Source organism: Arthrobacter sp. BG5, assembly GCF_056680155.1.
The window spans coordinates 845,925-861,683 of record NZ_CM155268.1; the positions used below are offsets into that span (position 1 = coordinate 845,925).

Below are 15,759 nucleotides of genomic sequence, written 5' to 3' on the forward strand. Positions count from 1 at the left end.
GCGGAGCCGGGCTCCGTGCGCCGCATGCCGGGCGCTTCGGCCCGACTGCTGTAGCCTCGGGGCAAACGAGTGACAGCCTGAGGGGGCAGCGCAATGAATCGTCTAGTACTTCCCATATTTGGGGCCATCGGCATCGCGTTGATGCTTGGCGGGTGCTCAGCCCCGGCAGGACTCGCGGTGTTCCAGCGCGATGCGGTGGCCAGGGACCAGCTGCCCGCAGAGGCCGCCATGGCCGAGAACCCCAAGCTGGAGAACCCCCGACTGCTTGCCGAGGCCGACGGGGTGCGCTACTACGCCGCGCAGGGCGATAATCGCACGCTGACCTGCTTGATCGCCGTTCCCACGGCAGACCCGGGCGGGTTCGTTGGCGGTTGCGGCCGCTCTATGACGACCGGCCAGATAGTCTCCGTCTCCAGAAATGACGGCAAGTCGGCCATCCTGGTCACGGACGGCTTCGAGACGAAAGAACTTGAAGCCCAGGGGTGGCGCAAGCTGCACCAGAACGTGCTGGTGGGGCGTGGCTAGGAGCCGCCCGCTCAATTGTCATGTCTGCTCCAGCAGCTGGCCGGCACGGGATCCATCAACGAGGCCTTCGCTGGCTCCGTGATCCGGACAGGAGCCAGCCCGCGATTCCGCCGAGCAGAGTCAGGGCCGGGACAAGGTTCCATATGAGACCTTGTAGCTCCCGGATCAGCCCGTTGCTGGCTTCCAGCACCGGGGTGATCAGCAGGTAGAACGTGAACGCAACGGCGAAGCCGACCACAGCTCCCGCGAACCCGGCCAGCAGCCGCCGACGGAACTGGCTCCCTTTCGGCGACGGGGACGATGACTGATTCATGACTCTCCCGGCTCGGTGGCCCTTCGCAGCGCTTTGCTGCGGCCGCTTTAATTGTCACAGCTGCGCAATACCGTGGTTCCATGGACGGCAAGCAAGGGCCCGACGTGGCTCTGACGGACAGCGTAACGGTCGCGGACCTTGCGCGGATGCTGGCCGGGATCCCGGCGCCGGCCAGCGCCGCGGCCCTCATCGACGAAACACGCGAGCTGGAGGACCTGAAGTCTGCCCTGGCCGCCCGGCAGGCCCGGGACGCCGTCGCCTTCGACCTGTCCCAGCGCCGCGAACAATCCCTTGCCGGGGTTCCGGCGGACCAGCTCGGCACCGGCGTCGCTGCGCAGATCGCCCTCGCACGGCGCGAATCCCCCGCCAAGGGCGGACGGCTCCTGGGCCTCGCCAAAGCCCTCGTCACCGAAATGCCGCACACCCTCACCGCCCTGGAAACCGGCCAGGTCAACGAATGGCGCGCCACCCTACTGGTCCGCGAAACCGCCGGCCTCTCCGCGGCCGACCGGGCCGCCGTGGACGAAGAACTCGCCCCCGACGCCGGAACCTTCGACGGCGCCGGGGACCGCGCCATCATCGCCGCGGCCCGCGCCGCCGCCTACCGGCGCGACCCGCGCTCCATCACCCAGCGCGCCGCCCACGCCGAAACCGAACGCCACGTCACCCTCCGCCCGGCCCCGGACACCATGTGCTACCTGACCGCCTTATTGCCGGTCAGCCAGGGCGTTGCCGTTCACGCCGCCCTCACCCGGCACGCCGACGCCGCCCGCGCCGCCGGGGACACCCGCTCCCGGGGCCAACTAATGGCCGACACACTGGTCGAACGCACCACCGGAACCCCCGGCGGGATAGCGGGGATCGAAATCCAGCTCGTCATGACCGACCGCACCCTCTTCCAGGCCGACAGCGAACCCGCCCGCCTCCCCGGCTACGGCACCGTCCCCGCAGGGTGGGCCAGAAACTTACTCAACGACTTCGGTACCGCAGCCCCGGACACCGGCGCCGCAGGTGCAGCAGGTGCAGCAGGCGGCCCGGGCGGCCCGGGCGGCCCGGCCGACGAACGCGCCTTCACGACCTGGCTCCGCCGGCTCTACACCGCCCCCGGCACCGGCGAACTCATCGCCATGGACTCCCGCGCCCGACTCTTCCCCGCCGGCCTGCGAAGGTTCATCCAGGCCCGCGACGACACCTGCCGGACACCCTACTGCGACGCCCCCATCCGCCACCTGGACCACATCGTCCCCTGGCACGACGGCGGCACCACCGGTCTCGGCAACGGCGCCGGACTCTGCGAAGCCTGCAACCACACCAAAGAGACTCCCGGCTGGAGCGCCCAGCCCCGCCCCGGGCCCAGACATACGCTGGAACTCACGACGCCGACCGGCCACACCTACCACTCGACCGCACCGCCGCTGCCGGGGACGCCCGTCACTCCGCGGCCACAACCACGCTCCGGAGAGGACAGAGATACCGCGGACCCTCCAAAGCCGCCGCTCCAGAGTAGAAGGCTCAGGCATCTGGCAAGACTGGGACACCGGTCGAAAGTGACGGTGGGCGCCCGCCCGGTGCAGCCTGCGGCTTAGCGCGGATTCGCGTCCGGGTCGGCCAGGGGTGTATCGCCGTCCGGGGCGGCGCCGATGACGACGTAGTTGGACGGGTTGTTGGACCATTCCGAGAATGACCCCGGGTACAGGGCCGCGGGAAAGCCCGCGATCTCCAATGCCGCAATCTCATGGGCCGCGGTCACACCGGAACCGCAGTACACAGCCGTCGGCAAGTCCACCTGCACGCCCAAGCCGGTGAAGCGTTCGCGGAGCTCGGCCGCCGGGAGGAAGCGGCCGTCCGCAGCCAGGTTCTCGGTGGTGGGCGCGCTCACCGCGCCGGGAATGTGCCCCGCGCGGGGGTCCACGGGTTCGATCTCGCCCCGGTACCTCTCGCCGGCGCGGGCATCCAGGAGCAGGCCCCGGCCGGACCAGGCCGCTGCCTCACCCGCGCCGATCACCGGCATGGCCCCGTCGGCCAGCACCACGTCTCCGGCCGCTACGACCGGTTCGCCGCTTTCGACGTCGAATCCTTCGGCGCGCCAGGCTGCGAGGCCGCCGTCGAGCAGGCAGACCGCGGGGAAGCCGGCGTTGCGCAGCATCCACCACACCCGGGCAGCGGCAAGGTTGCCGGTGTCGTCGTACGCCACCACCACGTCACCCTCCCGGACACCCCAGCTCCGCGCTGACTCCTGGAACTGCTCCAGCGGCGGCAAGGGATGGCGTCCGCGGCTGGGATCGGCCGGTCCGGCGAGTTCGGTGGCGAGGTCGACGAAGACCGCACCGGGGAGGTGCGCCGCGAGGTAGTGTTCCCGGCCGTGCGGGTCGCCCAGCGCCCAGCGGACGTCCAGCAGCACGGTCCGCGCGCCGGAGTCCAAGCGGTCTTTGAGTTCGGCGGCAGCCATGAGGGTGTCCATCCGCCCACTCTAACCGTGGGCGCACGCCGCCGCGGGTAGGCTGGGGCGGTGACAAATGTGCGCCAGCAGGACCGGGATTGGGCCGACGAAGCCATCCGCCGGATCAATGCCGAGAACAACAGATCAGCCGACACCCACCTCTACTCGGTGCCCCTGCCCGAGCACTGGGGCGTCCAGTTGTACCTCAAGGACGAATCCACCCACCGCACCGGAAGCCTCAAGCACCGGCTGGCCCGTTCGCTGTTCCTCTTCGGGCTGGTCAACGGCTGGATCCGCGAAGGCACCACCATTGTGGAAGCCTCGAGTGGCAGCACTGCCGTCTCCGAGGCCTACTTCGCGCAGCTGCTGGGCCTGCCGTTCATCGCGGTGATGACCCGGACCACCAGCCGCGAGAAGATCGCGCTGATTGAACAGTTCGGCGGCTCGTGCCACCTGGTGGACCATGCCTCGGAGGTGTACGCGGCGGCCGAGGATCTGGCCCGCAGCAGCGGCGGCCATTACATGGACCAGTTCACCTATGCCGAGCGGGCCACCGACTGGCGGGGCAACAACAACATTGCCGAGTCGATCTTCGGCCAACTTGCGCTCGAAGAGCACCCGGTCCCCCGCTGGATCGTCGTGGGCTCCGGCACCGGCGGGACGAGCGCCACGATCGGCCGCTACCTGCGCTACCACCGGCACGCCACCCGGCTCGCCGTCGTCGATCCGGAGAATTCCGCGTTCTTCCCCGGCTGGCTGGCGAGCCGGGACGGCGGCGCTGCGGCGGGTTTGACAGGCCTGCCGTCCCGGATCGAGGGAATCGGCCGGCCCAGGCTGGAGCCGAGCTTTGTCCCGGCCGTGATCGACCACATGATCCAGGTGCCGGATGCTGCCTCGGTGGCGGCGATGCGCCATCTGCGCGAGCACGCCGGGCTGCATGCCGGCCCGTCCACCGGTACGAACCTCTGGGGCGTGTGGCAGCTCATCGCCGAGATGATCGCCGAGGGACGCCGCGGCAGCGTGGTCTCATTGATGTGCGACGGCGGGGACCGCTACTCCGGCAATTACTACGACCCTGCCTGGCTGCAGTCCCAGGGCCTTGATCCGGAACCCCACGAGGCCACCATCCGCGACTTCTTCGCCAGCGGAACCTGGCCCGCCTGACCGGCAGCGGAACCTAGACCTCCACCGATTCGCCGCTGGAAAGGTGCCGGTATTCGGTGCCGTACCGGGCGCCGATACGGGTCACGTGCCCTTCCACCAGGCCGCGTCCCGTGTCGTTCAGCAGGGCGTCGTGGATCGGGAAAGCCCGCGGCGCGCGGACGCCGATGACGAAGTCCACCACTTCGGCCACTTTGTTCCACGGGGCGTGGATGGGCACCAGCAGGGTCTGCACCTCGATGCCGTCCGGGATCGCGAAGGAATCCCCCGGGTGGTAGACGTTGGAATCAATCAGGAAGCCGACGTTGGCCACCACGGGAATCTGCGGATGGATGAGGGCATGCTGGCCGCCGTAGCTTCGGATGGCGAAGCCGGCCGCCTCGAAGGTACTGCCCGCGGCCACCGTGTGGATCCGGTCCTCCGCCGCGGGCGCCTTGCCGCGCAGCTGGGCCGCGACGCCGTCGGGGGCAAAGAGCTGCAGTTCTGCGTTCGCCAGCAGGGCCTCGGTGACGGCGTCGACGTCGATATGGTCCGGGTGCTCGTGCGTGATCAGCACGGCGGCCGCACCGGCGAGGGCCTGGTCCGTCTCGGAGAACGTTCCGGGGTCCAGCACCAGCACACGGCCTTCCTTTTCCAGACGGACGCAGGCGTGGGTGAATTTCGTCAGCTTCATCCGGCCAGCCTATGGTGCCCCGCGAAGCGGTGTCCACGATGCCCGGCTGGTAATCTGGGACCCTGCCCCTTTCCCGTAGTATGACCTCCAGCGAAGCGAGTTTCCCCATGTCCCAGGGCGCCACCACCGGCGGCAGCCAGGCCCCGGCCCAGGCAGGGGCGCCGGCCGGCAAGGAACCGGGCAAGGAGCAGCGCGTCACGAAGCAGCGGCTGGCCGTCAGCGCCGCCCTGGACGATTTGGCCGACTTCGTCAGCACCCAGGAGCTGCACCGCATCCTGCAGGAGCGGGGAACTTCGGTTTCGCTCGCCACCTCCTACCGCATTTTGCAGTCCCTCGCCGACGACGGCCTGGTGGATGTGCTGCGGAATGCCGAGGGCGAAGTCGTCTACCGTCGCTGCGCGGTCACCGGGCACCACCACCATCTGCTGTGCCGCAACTGCGGCAAAGCCGTCGAGGTCGAAGCTCCCGCCGTCGAGGCCTGGGCGGCACGGATCGCGAGCGAGCACGGCTTCACCGCGGTGGAGCACACGGTGGAGATCTTCGGGCTGTGCCCGGAGTGCACGGCCCTGCGGGCAGGCCGCTAGGTCCGCTGTCGATCGGGCTGGGTGTCCGCAGCGGACCCGAACTCCACAATCCGCGGAAGCCCCGCCCTCACTCGGTCCAGGACGTAGCGTTCGTGTGGAACAACTGCCGAGGGCAGGTCGTCAAGGTGGAACCAACCGAGCCGGGAAGCTTTGGTGGGTTCCATTATCCGGGGCTCGCCCTGCCACGTTGAACATTCAAAAAAGAAATCAATCCGGCTAGCAACGGCGTGCCCGCCCTCGTGCCTTCGATGCAAGGTGGTCAGCGGGGCCAGGTCTTCACTGGTCAAAAGCACGCCCAGTTCTTCTTCGGCTTCCCGGACCGCAGCCTCTACAACTGATTCGCCGGCTTCTACATGTCCCGCCGCCGCGGTAGCCCAGTACCCATCCATGAATCCAGTGCCTTCGCGCAACTGAAGCAGCACCCGCTCGCCGCGGCGGAAGAGTACGTAGCTGACCGGGACCATATGAGTTCTCGCAACCATTGTTTACCGAACCATACAGTGTCCTGCCTGGTACGGGAGGCGGACAAAAGATCTAGGTCGATCCCGGGCGGCGCCTTAGGATCAGGTCCATGACGGAGCTATATGGCGAGCGGGCCCGGATCCTGGCGGAGTTGACTGAGCGGGTGTGGGCGGAGTACCGGCTGAAAACGGAGGCCGAGGACCGGCTGGCGGCCGAGCGGTCGGCCGCGCGGTCGGCCGCTGTTTCCGAGGAAACACTGTTGGCCCGCGGATCGACGAAGGAACACCGCCGTGAGGCCGCACTATTTTCAGCGTGGCTACGGGACCGGGACCGCACCCATGAAAGGGCCCAACTTGCGCAAGGCCTCGAATTATTCGGCACGTTCTCGACGGAAACCCTGATTGCCTTCGACCAGGACCTGCGGTCCGACGGAGCCTTTGCCGCGGCGATGGAAATCAGCCTGCACGACGGCACGCCGCACCCGAGCCGCTGGAAGCAATATGGAAACACCGTGGGTTTTGTGCGCGATTTCCCATCCAAGTTTTCGGGCGAGCGCTTTATCCGGGACTTCCTCGCATTCCGGCCCGAGAACTACGAAATTATCCTCGACGCCTACCGGGCGCTCGGGCTGGCCGAGCCCGCTGGCCTGACGGATTTGGCCTCGGAGGAGTATTCACTGCGCGCGGTCGAGGATGTCCTCCTCATCGGAGAGGCTCTCCGCTCGGTCCAGCGAAGTCGGCAGCATGGCCTGGTGATAGGCACCGGCTACAGCGCCGGGGACGAGATGCATTGGCGCTGCAAGCACCTTCAACATCTGACGCCCCATTTCGCCCGCTGGATCCTCACTGAGTCGCCGTCGGATGAAACACTCGTCCAGAAGCTCTTCGTTGGACGCGGTGGCGTCTTTGGACTCACCCTTGAAGGACTGTCAGCCGAGGAATTCCTCAGGGTTCTCCACCACTACCGCGCACGCCGAAAATGCTAGTCAGCCCAGCGGCGCGGACATCCTGAGTTCCAGCAGCGGCGGAGAGAATCGGGTGTCGTGTTTCGTTCCGCCATCCAGTTCCCAGCCGTGCCGTTCGTAAAAGTCGACGGCGCGCAAGTTGCCGTCCGCCACCCACAGGTAGGCCCTCGAATATTGCATTGAACGAAGTCCCACCACGGCTGCCAGGAACAACTGGGAACCGAGGCCCCGGGACCAGAAGGCGGGCGACAAGTTCAGCCCCTGCAGTTCGCCGGTCTGCCCGTCGACGTCGTCCCGCGGGGCGCCGAAACCGGCCCAGCCGACGGCAATGCCGTCGACGGTGATGGCCAGTTGCCGGACGTTCGGCACCGGCGTGCCAAGGATTCGCGTCCAGCCCTGGGTCAGCCTCTCCACGTCCAGCCCGGCGAGGTACTCGGGGTCGAGAATCCCTGCATAGGCGGCCCGCCACGCCTCGATCTGGGAGTTGGCGAAGGCAGGAGCGTCGCTTGGCAGCGCGTCCCGGACAGCAACGTGGTGTGTCATTTTCTCGGCTGCCTCAGTCCTGCGTGAACCGGATCTGGCCGTGCTCGTTGGTAAGCACGAGCTCCGTGGATTCCAGCTGGTAGACCAGGGGTGCCTTGAAGAAGGCGCTCGTCCAGCCCCGGTGTTCCGCGTCCGGGCCGGCGCAGCCGTCGGCCGACTCCGCCATACGGGCCGGGTCGGGAACCAAGCCGAAATCGTCCACTGAAACAGGGACGTTCAACACGCCGCACGGCATCCGGACCACCATGGTCACACCGCTCATCTGGTCAAAGCTCACGTGCAGCGGCGACGATGTCAGCCAGTGCATGTTTTGGCCGCGAGCGTAGCCCGACGTCGAGGTGAACGTCCGGCAGGTCAGCGCGTTGGCGCCAGTACCGGCGCCAGTTCCGGCTGTGCGGGCGGGGCACGCCGCGGGCAGCCCAGCCGGCTGCGTCGGCTGGCTTGACGCGCCCATCGAGGGGCTCGCTGCGCCGGGCAGAATCTTGGGGTCCGAGCCGGGGCCGAAAGGCTTCGCTCCGGCGCTTGCGCCGCTGCTCGGCCCGCCCTTTGATTCCCCCATCACCAGGACCCAGCGGTCGTCGCTCCACGAGATCGCGAAGCGGACGGCGGAGGCGTGTCCGTTCCGCGAGGCGGTGACGTTGGCTACTTCCGGGAAATCGTTGCTGATCCCGAGCTGCCAGGAGCCCGGAGTCCAGCCCCGGGTGGAGTCGACCAGCTGCTGGGCTTCGGGCCGGGTGTTGCTAAAGACCGGGTCGACCAGAGCTTCCACGCGCTCCACGGAGCCGGACACTGCCGCTGTCATGACGCTCCGTGCGAAGTCCTCCCGGCCGGATAGGTCCGGCTGCCTCGGCTCCGCAACGCACCCGGAAACCGCCGTTGAGAGCAGCAGCATTAGCACCGCTACGCGCAGGAACGGCCGCAGCATTTTCCTCTGTGTATCCCCCATGCCTGCACTGTACTTCCGGCCGCTGCCCGAAGCGACCATCCGGGCGAACGGCACGGCGGGGAAAGTAACGGGCCCCTAGACCTATCCCTGTGCCAGCGCCGGCGCCGGCGCGACGGTCCGGCCGTTATAGCCCCGCCGGTCCCGGATGCCGCCAATCACCCGGCACACCACGTAGATCAGGAAGGACAACGTGGTCACATAGGGACTGATCGGCAGCCGGCCGCCGAGCGCCAGCAGGATTCCGCCCACCGTTGCCGTCACCGCGAAGACCACGCTGAGGAGCACCACAAGCCGCGGCGACGAGGTCACGCGCAGCGCGGCGGCGGCCGGAGTGATCAGCAGCGCCAGCACCAACAGGGCGCCGACGATCTGGATGGACAGCGCCACGCTCACGCCCAGCAGCAGCATAAAGCCGAGCGCCAGCCCGCGCACCGGAACGCCGCGCGCCGCGGCCACCCTGGGGTCCACGCTCGCGAAGGTCAGCGGCCGCCAGATGGCGATCAGCGCCAGCATCACGACGACGGCGGCGCCGGCCAACACCTGCAGCTGCACGGTGCCGACGGACACGATCTGGCCGGTGAGCAGGCCGAACTTGTTCGCGGCCCGGCCCTCGTAGAGCGAGAGGAACAGAATGCCCAGACCCAGGCCGAAGGGCATCAGCACGCCGATGGTCGAGTTCTTGTCCCGCGCCCGGACCCCCATCAGGCCCAGCAGCAACGCCGCCACCACCGACCCGGCGAGCGACCCGAGCACCACATCGGCCCCGACCAGCAGGGCAAAGGCGGCGCCGGCGAAGGAGAGTTCGGAGATGCCGTGTACGGCGAACGCGAGGTCACGCTTCATCACGAAGGTGCCCACCAGGCCGCCCAGCAGACCCAGCACCGCGCCGGCCCAGATCGAGTTCTGTACCAGCACCAGCAGGTCGCCGTAGTTCTCGAAGTTGAAGATTGAACGGAGCAGGCTGTCCAGATCCATCTAGCCCACCTCTCCGGCGATCGAGTGGGCGTCTTCATGGTGGTGTGTCGTCGCGTCGGGCAGCCCCACGACGATCAGCCGGCCATTGGCGCGGATCACTTCGACGTGGCTGCCGTACAGATCCGACAGGACCTCCGTGGTCATGACTTCCTCGGGCGTTCCCACCCGGAAACGGCCGCCGGCCAGGTAGAGGACGCGGTCCACGTAATCCATGATCGGGTTGATCTCGTGGGTCACGAAGATCACTGCGCTGTCCTGCTCGCGGCACTGCTTGTTGATCAGCGCGCTGACCGCCTGCTGGTGGTGCAGGTCCAGTGACAGGAGCGGTTCGTCGCACAGCAGCACCTTGGGCTCGGTGGCGAGGGCCTGCGCCACCCGCAGCCGCTGCTGTTCCCCGCCGGAGAGTTTCCCGACCGGGACCTTGGCGTAGTCCTGCGCGCCCACTTCGGCGAGCAGCGCGTCGATCCGGCGGTTCACCTTCGCCCCGCCGAGGCGGATCCCCCAGCGGTGCCCGTCGACGCCGAGGCCCACCAGGTCCCTGGCGCGCAGCGGCGTGTCGGGATCGAAGGATTCCTGCTGCGGAACGTAGCCGATCCTCCGGCTGCCGCGGGAGATGGGCTGGCCGTCCAGGACGGCGGTTCCGGCCGTCAGGTCCTGCAAACCAAGCAGGACCTTGAGGAGGGTGGTCTTGCCGCTGCCGTTGGGTCCCAGCACGGCGAAGAATTCACCGGGGTGGATGTCCAGGTCCAGGTTCTCCCACAACGTCCGGTTCCCGAACGTCAGGGAGGCTCCGCGCAGGCTCACTACGGGTGTCAACTGGGTTTTCCTCGATTTCTGCTTAGGCCCGGTGGCCACGCCGTTGCGATCATCTTAGGCGCTAGCGCCGGGCGAGGGCCTTAGCCAGGTTGTCCACGTTGCCGGACATCCATTGCAGGTAGCCCTCGCCTTCCGGCAGAGTTTCGCTGAAGTCCACCACGGGAACGCCCGCGGCGACGGCGGCGTCCTTGAGCGCGCGGGTCTGGGGTCCCTCGGTTTGCGGGTTGTAGGCCAGCAGCCGGATCTTGCCGGACTTCACGACGCCGATCGCGGACCGCAGCACGGCGGGCGGCACATCCGAACCCGCTTCGATTGCGGCACTGTATTCGGCCGGCGTCCGGTTCTCCAGGCCTGCTGCTTCCAGCAGGTACAGCGGCACCGGTTCGGTGACGGCGACGCCGCCGTGGGCGGCCGACGCCTTGAGCGCGGTCAGCTTCGTTTCCAGTCCGCCCAGCTCCTTCTTCAAAGCCGCAGCGTTGTTCCGGAAGTCCCCGGCCGAGGAGGGCTCCAGGGCGCCCAGCTTCTCCGCCAGCGAGTCCGCCAGCCGGCTCATCGCGGCCGGGCTGTACCAGACGTGTTCGTTGAATCCCCCCGCCGCGTGGCTGTGGCCGTCGTCGTCCGTCGAGGCTGAGACCGAGGGTGGGGCCGAACCGGCCGCGCCGGAGTCCAGGCCCGAGACCTCCACCGCGTTGAGCAGGTTCTTCTCGGCCAGCCCGGTGTCCTCGGCCAGTTTGTGCAGGAAGTCGTCGTAGCCGCCGCCGTTCTCGACCACCAGCTCGGCCTTGGAGACCGCGAGCTTGTCCTGCGTGGTGGCCTCGTAAGAGTGCGGATCCTGGCTGGTCCGGTTGATGATCGAGGTGACCTTGACCTTGTCACCGCCGACGGTGCGGGCGATGTCGCCGTAGACGCTGGTGGAGGCGACGACGTCGACCACACCGTCGCCGGCACCGGGCCGGTCGCCGCCGGAGGTGGGACCGCAGGCCGTCAGCAGGAGGCTGCTGAGACCGGCGAGGAGAACTGCGGCAGCGGAACGGCGCACGGGAAGACCTCGGATCTGTTATTGAGAAGCATTAGCAATACACCGAGTCTAACCCTAAATAGGAATCATTCCTATTTAGGGTTAGCCCCGTGTTGCCTTCCCTCCCCTAGTCCTGACCGAGCCTGCGGTAGCCGGTGGCCTGCGTGGCGTCCCGGATCTCCCCGACCAGCTGCTCAATCACGTCCTCGAGGAACAGCACGCCCTGGGTATGTCCGTCCGGGCCGATGACCCGGGCCAGGTGGGAGCCGGTGCGCTGCATGACGGACATCGCCTTCTCGATCTCGTCATCCATGGCCAGGTTGGCCAGCGACCGGATGCGGCTTTCCGCAATCGGGTGCTGGTAGCCGGCCTCCGGGATGGACAGCACGTCCTTGATATGGAGATAGCCCGAGAGCATGCCGTCGTTGTCGAGCATCGGGAAGCGGGAGAACCCGGTCCGGCTCACGGCCTTCTCGAACTCCTCCGGAGTCGTGGCGGCCTTGAGCATCACGAGCTTCTCCAGCGGAACCATGACCTGGGAGGCCGTGTGTTCGGAGAACTCCAGCGCGCCGGTGATCAGCCCCGCGTCGTCGTCCACCAGGCCGTGCCGGGTGGATTCCTGCACGATCGACTGGACCTCCTCGAGCGTGAAGGAGGAGGTGACCTCGTCCTTCGGCTCGATCCGCATCAGTTTCAGGATGTGGTTCGCGGACCAGTTGAGCGCCACGATGGCCGGCTTGACCGCACGGGCGATGAACATCAGCGGCGGGGCCAGCAGCAGCGCGGCCTTGTCCGCGACCGAGACCGAGATGTTCTTCGGCACCATCTCGCCGAAGGTGACGTGCAGGAAGGTGACGGCCAGCAGCGCGATGGCGAACGCCACGACGTCGGCCATCTCCAGCGGGACGCCCAGCGCCTCCAGCGGGACCGCCAACAGGTGATGGATGGCCGGCTCGGCCACCTGCAGGATCAGCAGCGAGCAGACCGTGATGCCCAGCTGGGCGCACGCCAGCATCAGCGAGACGTTCTCCATGGCGCGCAGCGTGGTCTGGGCCCGCTTGGACCCGGCCTCGGCGAGGGGCTCGATCTGGCTGCGGCGAGCGGACATCACGGCAAATTCGGCCGCCACGAAGAACGCGTTGCCCACCAGCAGCACAGCGAGCCAAAGTATTCCCAGCCAGTCGCTCATGCGGCACCGGCCTTTCCGGCAGCGTCAACGCGCCCGTTGGATCCGGTGTGCGGTTCGTGCTCCGGCGGGGACGGCTTGAAGCAGATGCGGTCGATCCGGCGCCCGTCCATCCGCGTCACGCTGAGCTTTCCGCCGCCGACGTCGACAGTGTCGCCCACGGCCGCGATGCGGCCGAGCTGGCTCATCACGTAGCCGCCGACGGTCTCGTAAGCCGCTTCGTCCGGCACTGTCAGGCCGGGGATCTGCTCGGAGAGTTCGTCGGGGCGCAGCAGGCCCGGGAAGTACCAGTCCCCGGAGGCGCTTTGCAGCAGCCCTGGCCGGACCTTGTCGTGTTCGTCGGCCACTTCCCCGACGATTTCCTCCACCAGGTCCTCCAGGGTGGCGATCCCGGCCGTTCCGCCGTATTCGTCCAGGACAACGGCGAGCTGCAGGTTGCCTTCGCGCAGTTCGGCCAGCAGGCCGTCCAGGTGGATCGTCTCGGGCACGCGGAGCACCTCGGTCATGATCGCGCCGGCTTCCAGGTTGGCGCGGCGGTCCACCGGGACGGCGATGGCTTTCTTGACGTGCACCACGCCGCGGATGTCGTCCGATGACTCACCGATCACCGGGAAACGTGAATACCCGGTGCGTTTGGCGGCCTCCACGATGTCCGAGACCGGCTGGTGGCCGTCAATGGTCTCCACCCGAATCCGGGGCGTCATCACGTCCGCCGCCGTCCGTCCGCTGAACTTCAGCGTGCGGGAGATGAAGTTGGCGGTCCGTTCGTCCAGGGTGCCCATCGCGGCCGAGCGTCGCACCAGCGAGGCAAGCTCGGCCGGGGTGCGGGCGCCCGAAATCTCCTCTTTGGCTTCGAGGCCAAAGACGTTCAGGACCTTGTTGGAGAAGCCGTTGAGCACAATGATGGCCGGCTTGAAGATCGCGGTGAAGACCAGCTGCGGCCGGGCCAGGGCCTTGCCCACCGGGAACGACAGCGCGATCGCCATGTTCTTGGGGACCAGTTCGCCGATCAGCATGGACAGCAGGGTCGCCAGCGCCATCGCGAGCACCAGCGAGACCGACGTCGCGGCGGCCTCGGGCAGGCCGAGGGCGGCCAGCGGGCCTTCGAGCAGTTTGCCCACCGAGGGTTCCATCACGTAGCCGGTGAGCAGCGTGGTCAGGGTGATGCCGAGCTGGCAGCTGGAGAGCTGGGTGGAAAGGGATTTCAGGCACTTGAGCAGCGGGGCGGCGGCGGTGTCGCCGTTGTCCACGGCCCGCTGTACGGTGGCCTGGTCGAGCGCAACCAAAGAGAATTCGACGGCGACGAAGAACCCGGTGCCGAGAATGAGGAGCAGTCCTGCTCCGAGAAGTAGCCACTCCATTTAGCGGCCCGCTTCGGAGGGCCGGAGTGATGGCCGGGGCAAACGTCCCGGCGGAGGGTGGTCAGCCGCGGCCGACCCTGTTTCCTGGAAGGCACTGCGTCCGCGGAAAGACTGCGCAGCGGAGGAGTGATGGGCGCGTGAACGGGGTTTGCCGGCTCTGCGGGTGGACTGGGCGGGAACGTTTTCCGTTCCGCGCTGGCAGCCCCCAGGCCGGCACCTAGATTTACTGTCCATAAGAATTTCAGTCTACAGGAGCAGCCGCCGCCGACCGCCGCCGTGGTGCCCGGCGGCGGCCGCTCCGGAAGCGGGGCCGGTCACCAGCTTTGCGGGACCGGCCGGCCTTCCTCATAGCCCGCAGCCGACTGGATGCCGGCCACGGCCCGCTCCCGGAAGGCGGCCAGGTCGGCCGCACCGGCGTAGCTCATGGAGCTGCGCAACCCGGCGGTGATCATGTCCAACAGGTCCTCCACGCCCGGACGGGCAGCGTCCAAGTACATCCGGGAAGTGGAGATGCCCTCCTCGAACAGGGCCTTGCGGTCCTTTTCGAAGGCGCCCTCGCGCTGGTTGCGGTTCTGCACCGCCCGGGCCGACGCCATCCCGAAGCTCTCCTTGAACTGGCGGCCGTTGGCATCAAGCTGCAGGTCGCCGGGGCTCTCGTGCGTGCCGGCAAACCAGGAGCCGATCATGACCTGGCTGGCCCCGGCCGCGAGGGCCAGCGCCACGTCGCGCGGGTAACGGACCCCGCCGTCGGCCCAGACCCTGCCGCCGGCCTCGCGCGCCGCGGCCGAACACTCCAGCACGGCGGAGAACTGGGGCCGGCCGACCGCCGTCATCATCCGGGTGGTGCACATGGCGCCGGGCCCGACGCCGACCTTCACGATGTCCGCCCCGGCCTGGATCAGTTGGCGGGTGGCGTCGGCGGTGACGACGTTGCCGGCGACGACCGGTACCCCTGGGTTCAGGCTGCGGACCGCGGCCAGGGCGTCGAACATCTTCTGCTGGTGGCCGTGCGCGGTATCCAGCACCAGCACGTTAACCCCGGCGGCGAGCAGCTCGGCCGCCCGGCCGGCGACGTCGCCGTTAATGCCGACGGCGGCAGCCACCTTCAGCGCGCCGCCGTCGTCGAGCGAGGGACGGTACAGGGTGGAACGCAGGGCGCCCTTGCGGGTCAGCACGCCGGCGAGGACACCGTCCTGCTGGACCGGCGCGAAGTCCGTCCCGGCGGCGTCCATGGCGTCGAAGGCCCGGCGCAGGGACAGTGCCGAAGCGCCCGGCCCGGCGGTGGCGCCGCCGTCGAAGTCCGCGGCATCCAGCACCAGCGGCTGGTGGCGCATCACGGAGCCCAGCGACGCGAAACGGTCCTGGCCTTCGAAATCGGCAGCCCGCACCACGCCGGCGACGGCCCCAGCGTCGTCGACGACCACCACGGCACCGTGCGGGCGCTTGCCCATCAGGTGCAGGGCATCGATCACGGTGTTCGAGGCACGCAGGCTCACCGGCGTCTCAAACACGGCGTGGCGGGCCTTGACCCACGACGTGACGGTCCGCAGCACGTCCAGCGGCACGTCCTGGGGCAGGACCGCGAGGCCGCCACGGCGCGCCATCGTCTCCGCCATCCGCTTCCCGGTCACCGCGGTCATGTTCGCGACGACCAGCGGGATGGTGGAGCCGGTCCCGTCGTCCGCCGACAGGTCCACGTCAAGCCGGGAGGTCACGTCGGAGCGGGACGGCACCAGGAAGATGTCCGAATAGGTCAGGTCGGTGGTCGGCTCACTCAAAAAACGCACGGCTG

16 protein-coding genes are annotated in these 15,759 nt (G+C 68.2%); 5 read left to right on the plus strand and 11 right to left on the minus strand.

Annotated elements, in window-relative coordinates:
- Positions 1 to 177: 177 nt before the first annotated feature.
- Together AC1MBE_RS03810 and AC1MBE_RS03815 are read left to right on the plus strand one after the other, a co-directional pair.
- Positions 178 to 525, plus strand: a complete 348-nt coding sequence (locus AC1MBE_RS03810) for a hypothetical protein (RefSeq protein WP_479780987.1) — start codon at positions 178 to 180, stop codon at positions 523 to 525.
- Between the two features lie 459 nt (positions 526 to 984).
- A complete protein-coding gene (locus AC1MBE_RS03815) occupies positions 985 to 2,424 on the plus strand; it encodes an HNH endonuclease (RefSeq protein ID WP_479782456.1) in 1,440 nt (479 codons plus the stop codon).
- Here AC1MBE_RS03815 and AC1MBE_RS03820 read toward each other — a convergent pair.
- Positions 2,421 to 3,299, minus strand: coding sequence for a sulfurtransferase (locus AC1MBE_RS03820; RefSeq protein ID WP_479780988.1), 879 nt, complete (start codon positions 3,297 to 3,299; stop codon positions 2,421 to 2,423). The two genes, AC1MBE_RS03815 and AC1MBE_RS03820, sit on opposite strands and share 4 nt — an antisense overlap.
- 48 nt (positions 3,300 to 3,347) lie before the next feature.
- Between AC1MBE_RS03820 and AC1MBE_RS03825 the strand changes: the two genes are divergently transcribed.
- Positions 3,348 to 4,442 (plus strand): PLP-dependent cysteine synthase family protein, encoded by a 1,095-nt coding sequence (locus AC1MBE_RS03825; RefSeq protein ID WP_479780989.1) that lies wholly within the window; start codon positions 3,348 to 3,350, stop codon positions 4,440 to 4,442.
- 13 nt (positions 4,443 to 4,455) lie between these two features.
- On the opposite strand, the gene AC1MBE_RS03830 is transcribed toward AC1MBE_RS03825, so the two are convergent.
- On the minus strand, positions 4,456 to 5,112 hold the full coding sequence (locus AC1MBE_RS03830; RefSeq protein WP_479780990.1) for an MBL fold metallo-hydrolase: 657 nt from the start codon (positions 5,110 to 5,112) through the stop codon (positions 4,456 to 4,458).
- Positions 5,113 to 5,219: 107 nt separating this feature from the next.
- Here AC1MBE_RS03830 and AC1MBE_RS03835 point away from each other — a divergent pair, with 107 nt between their 5' ends.
- The gene (locus AC1MBE_RS03835) at positions 5,220 to 5,696 is read left to right on the plus strand and encodes a Fur family transcriptional regulator (protein ID WP_479782458.1); all 477 of its coding nucleotides are present in this window, start codon (positions 5,220 to 5,222) and stop codon (positions 5,694 to 5,696) included.
- Here AC1MBE_RS03835 and AC1MBE_RS03840 read toward each other — a convergent pair.
- Entirely contained in the window at positions 5,693 to 6,178 is a 486-nt protein-coding gene (locus AC1MBE_RS03840; protein ID WP_479780991.1) for an NUDIX domain-containing protein, read from the minus strand. The two genes, AC1MBE_RS03835 and AC1MBE_RS03840, sit on opposite strands and share 4 nt — an antisense overlap.
- Positions 6,179 to 6,267: 89 nt before the next feature.
- Here AC1MBE_RS03840 and AC1MBE_RS03845 point away from each other — a divergent pair, with 89 nt between their 5' ends.
- Complete coding sequence (locus AC1MBE_RS03845; protein ID WP_479780992.1) at positions 6,268 to 7,143, plus strand: hypothetical protein; 876 nt, start codon at positions 6,268 to 6,270, stop codon at positions 7,141 to 7,143.
- Here AC1MBE_RS03845 and AC1MBE_RS03850 read toward each other — a convergent pair whose 3' ends face one another.
- The 8 genes from AC1MBE_RS03850 to AC1MBE_RS03885 all read right to left on the minus strand — a co-directional run bounded on the left by AC1MBE_RS03850 (position 7,144) and on the right by AC1MBE_RS03885 (position 15,754).
- A complete protein-coding gene (locus tag AC1MBE_RS03850) occupies positions 7,144 to 7,665 on the minus strand; it encodes an N-acetyltransferase family protein (protein WP_479780993.1) in 522 nt (173 codons plus the stop codon).
- Positions 7,666 to 7,678: 13 nt separating this feature from the next.
- Entirely contained in the window at positions 7,679 to 8,467 is a 789-nt protein-coding gene (locus tag AC1MBE_RS03855) for a hypothetical protein (RefSeq protein ID WP_479780994.1), read from the minus strand.
- A 225-nt stretch (positions 8,468 to 8,692) separates the two neighbouring features.
- Positions 8,693 to 9,586, minus strand: a complete 894-nt coding sequence (locus AC1MBE_RS03860) for a metal ABC transporter permease (protein ID WP_479780995.1) — start codon at positions 9,584 to 9,586, stop codon at positions 8,693 to 8,695.
- Positions 9,587 to 10,390: a metal ABC transporter ATP-binding protein gene (locus AC1MBE_RS03865; protein WP_479780996.1), complete on the minus strand. Its 804-nt coding sequence runs from the start codon at positions 10,388 to 10,390 to the stop codon at positions 9,587 to 9,589.
- Positions 10,391 to 10,463: 73 nt separating this feature from the next.
- Entirely contained in the window at positions 10,464 to 11,441 is a 978-nt protein-coding gene (locus tag AC1MBE_RS03870) for a metal ABC transporter solute-binding protein, Zn/Mn family (RefSeq protein WP_479780997.1), read from the minus strand.
- Between the two features lie 106 nt (positions 11,442 to 11,547).
- Entirely contained in the window at positions 11,548 to 12,609 is a 1,062-nt protein-coding gene (locus tag AC1MBE_RS03875) for a hemolysin family protein (RefSeq protein ID WP_479780998.1), read from the minus strand.
- Positions 12,606 to 13,967: a hemolysin family protein gene (locus tag AC1MBE_RS03880; protein WP_479780999.1), complete on the minus strand. Its 1,362-nt coding sequence runs from the start codon at positions 13,965 to 13,967 to the stop codon at positions 12,606 to 12,608. Before AC1MBE_RS03880 ends, AC1MBE_RS03875 begins: the two co-directional genes overlap by 4 nt.
- A 314-nt stretch (positions 13,968 to 14,281) precedes the next feature.
- On the minus strand, positions 14,282 to 15,754 hold the full coding sequence (locus AC1MBE_RS03885) for a GuaB1 family IMP dehydrogenase-related protein (RefSeq protein WP_479781000.1): 1,473 nt from the start codon (positions 15,752 to 15,754) through the stop codon (positions 14,282 to 14,284).
- Between the last annotated feature and the right edge of the window lie 5 nt (positions 15,755 to 15,759).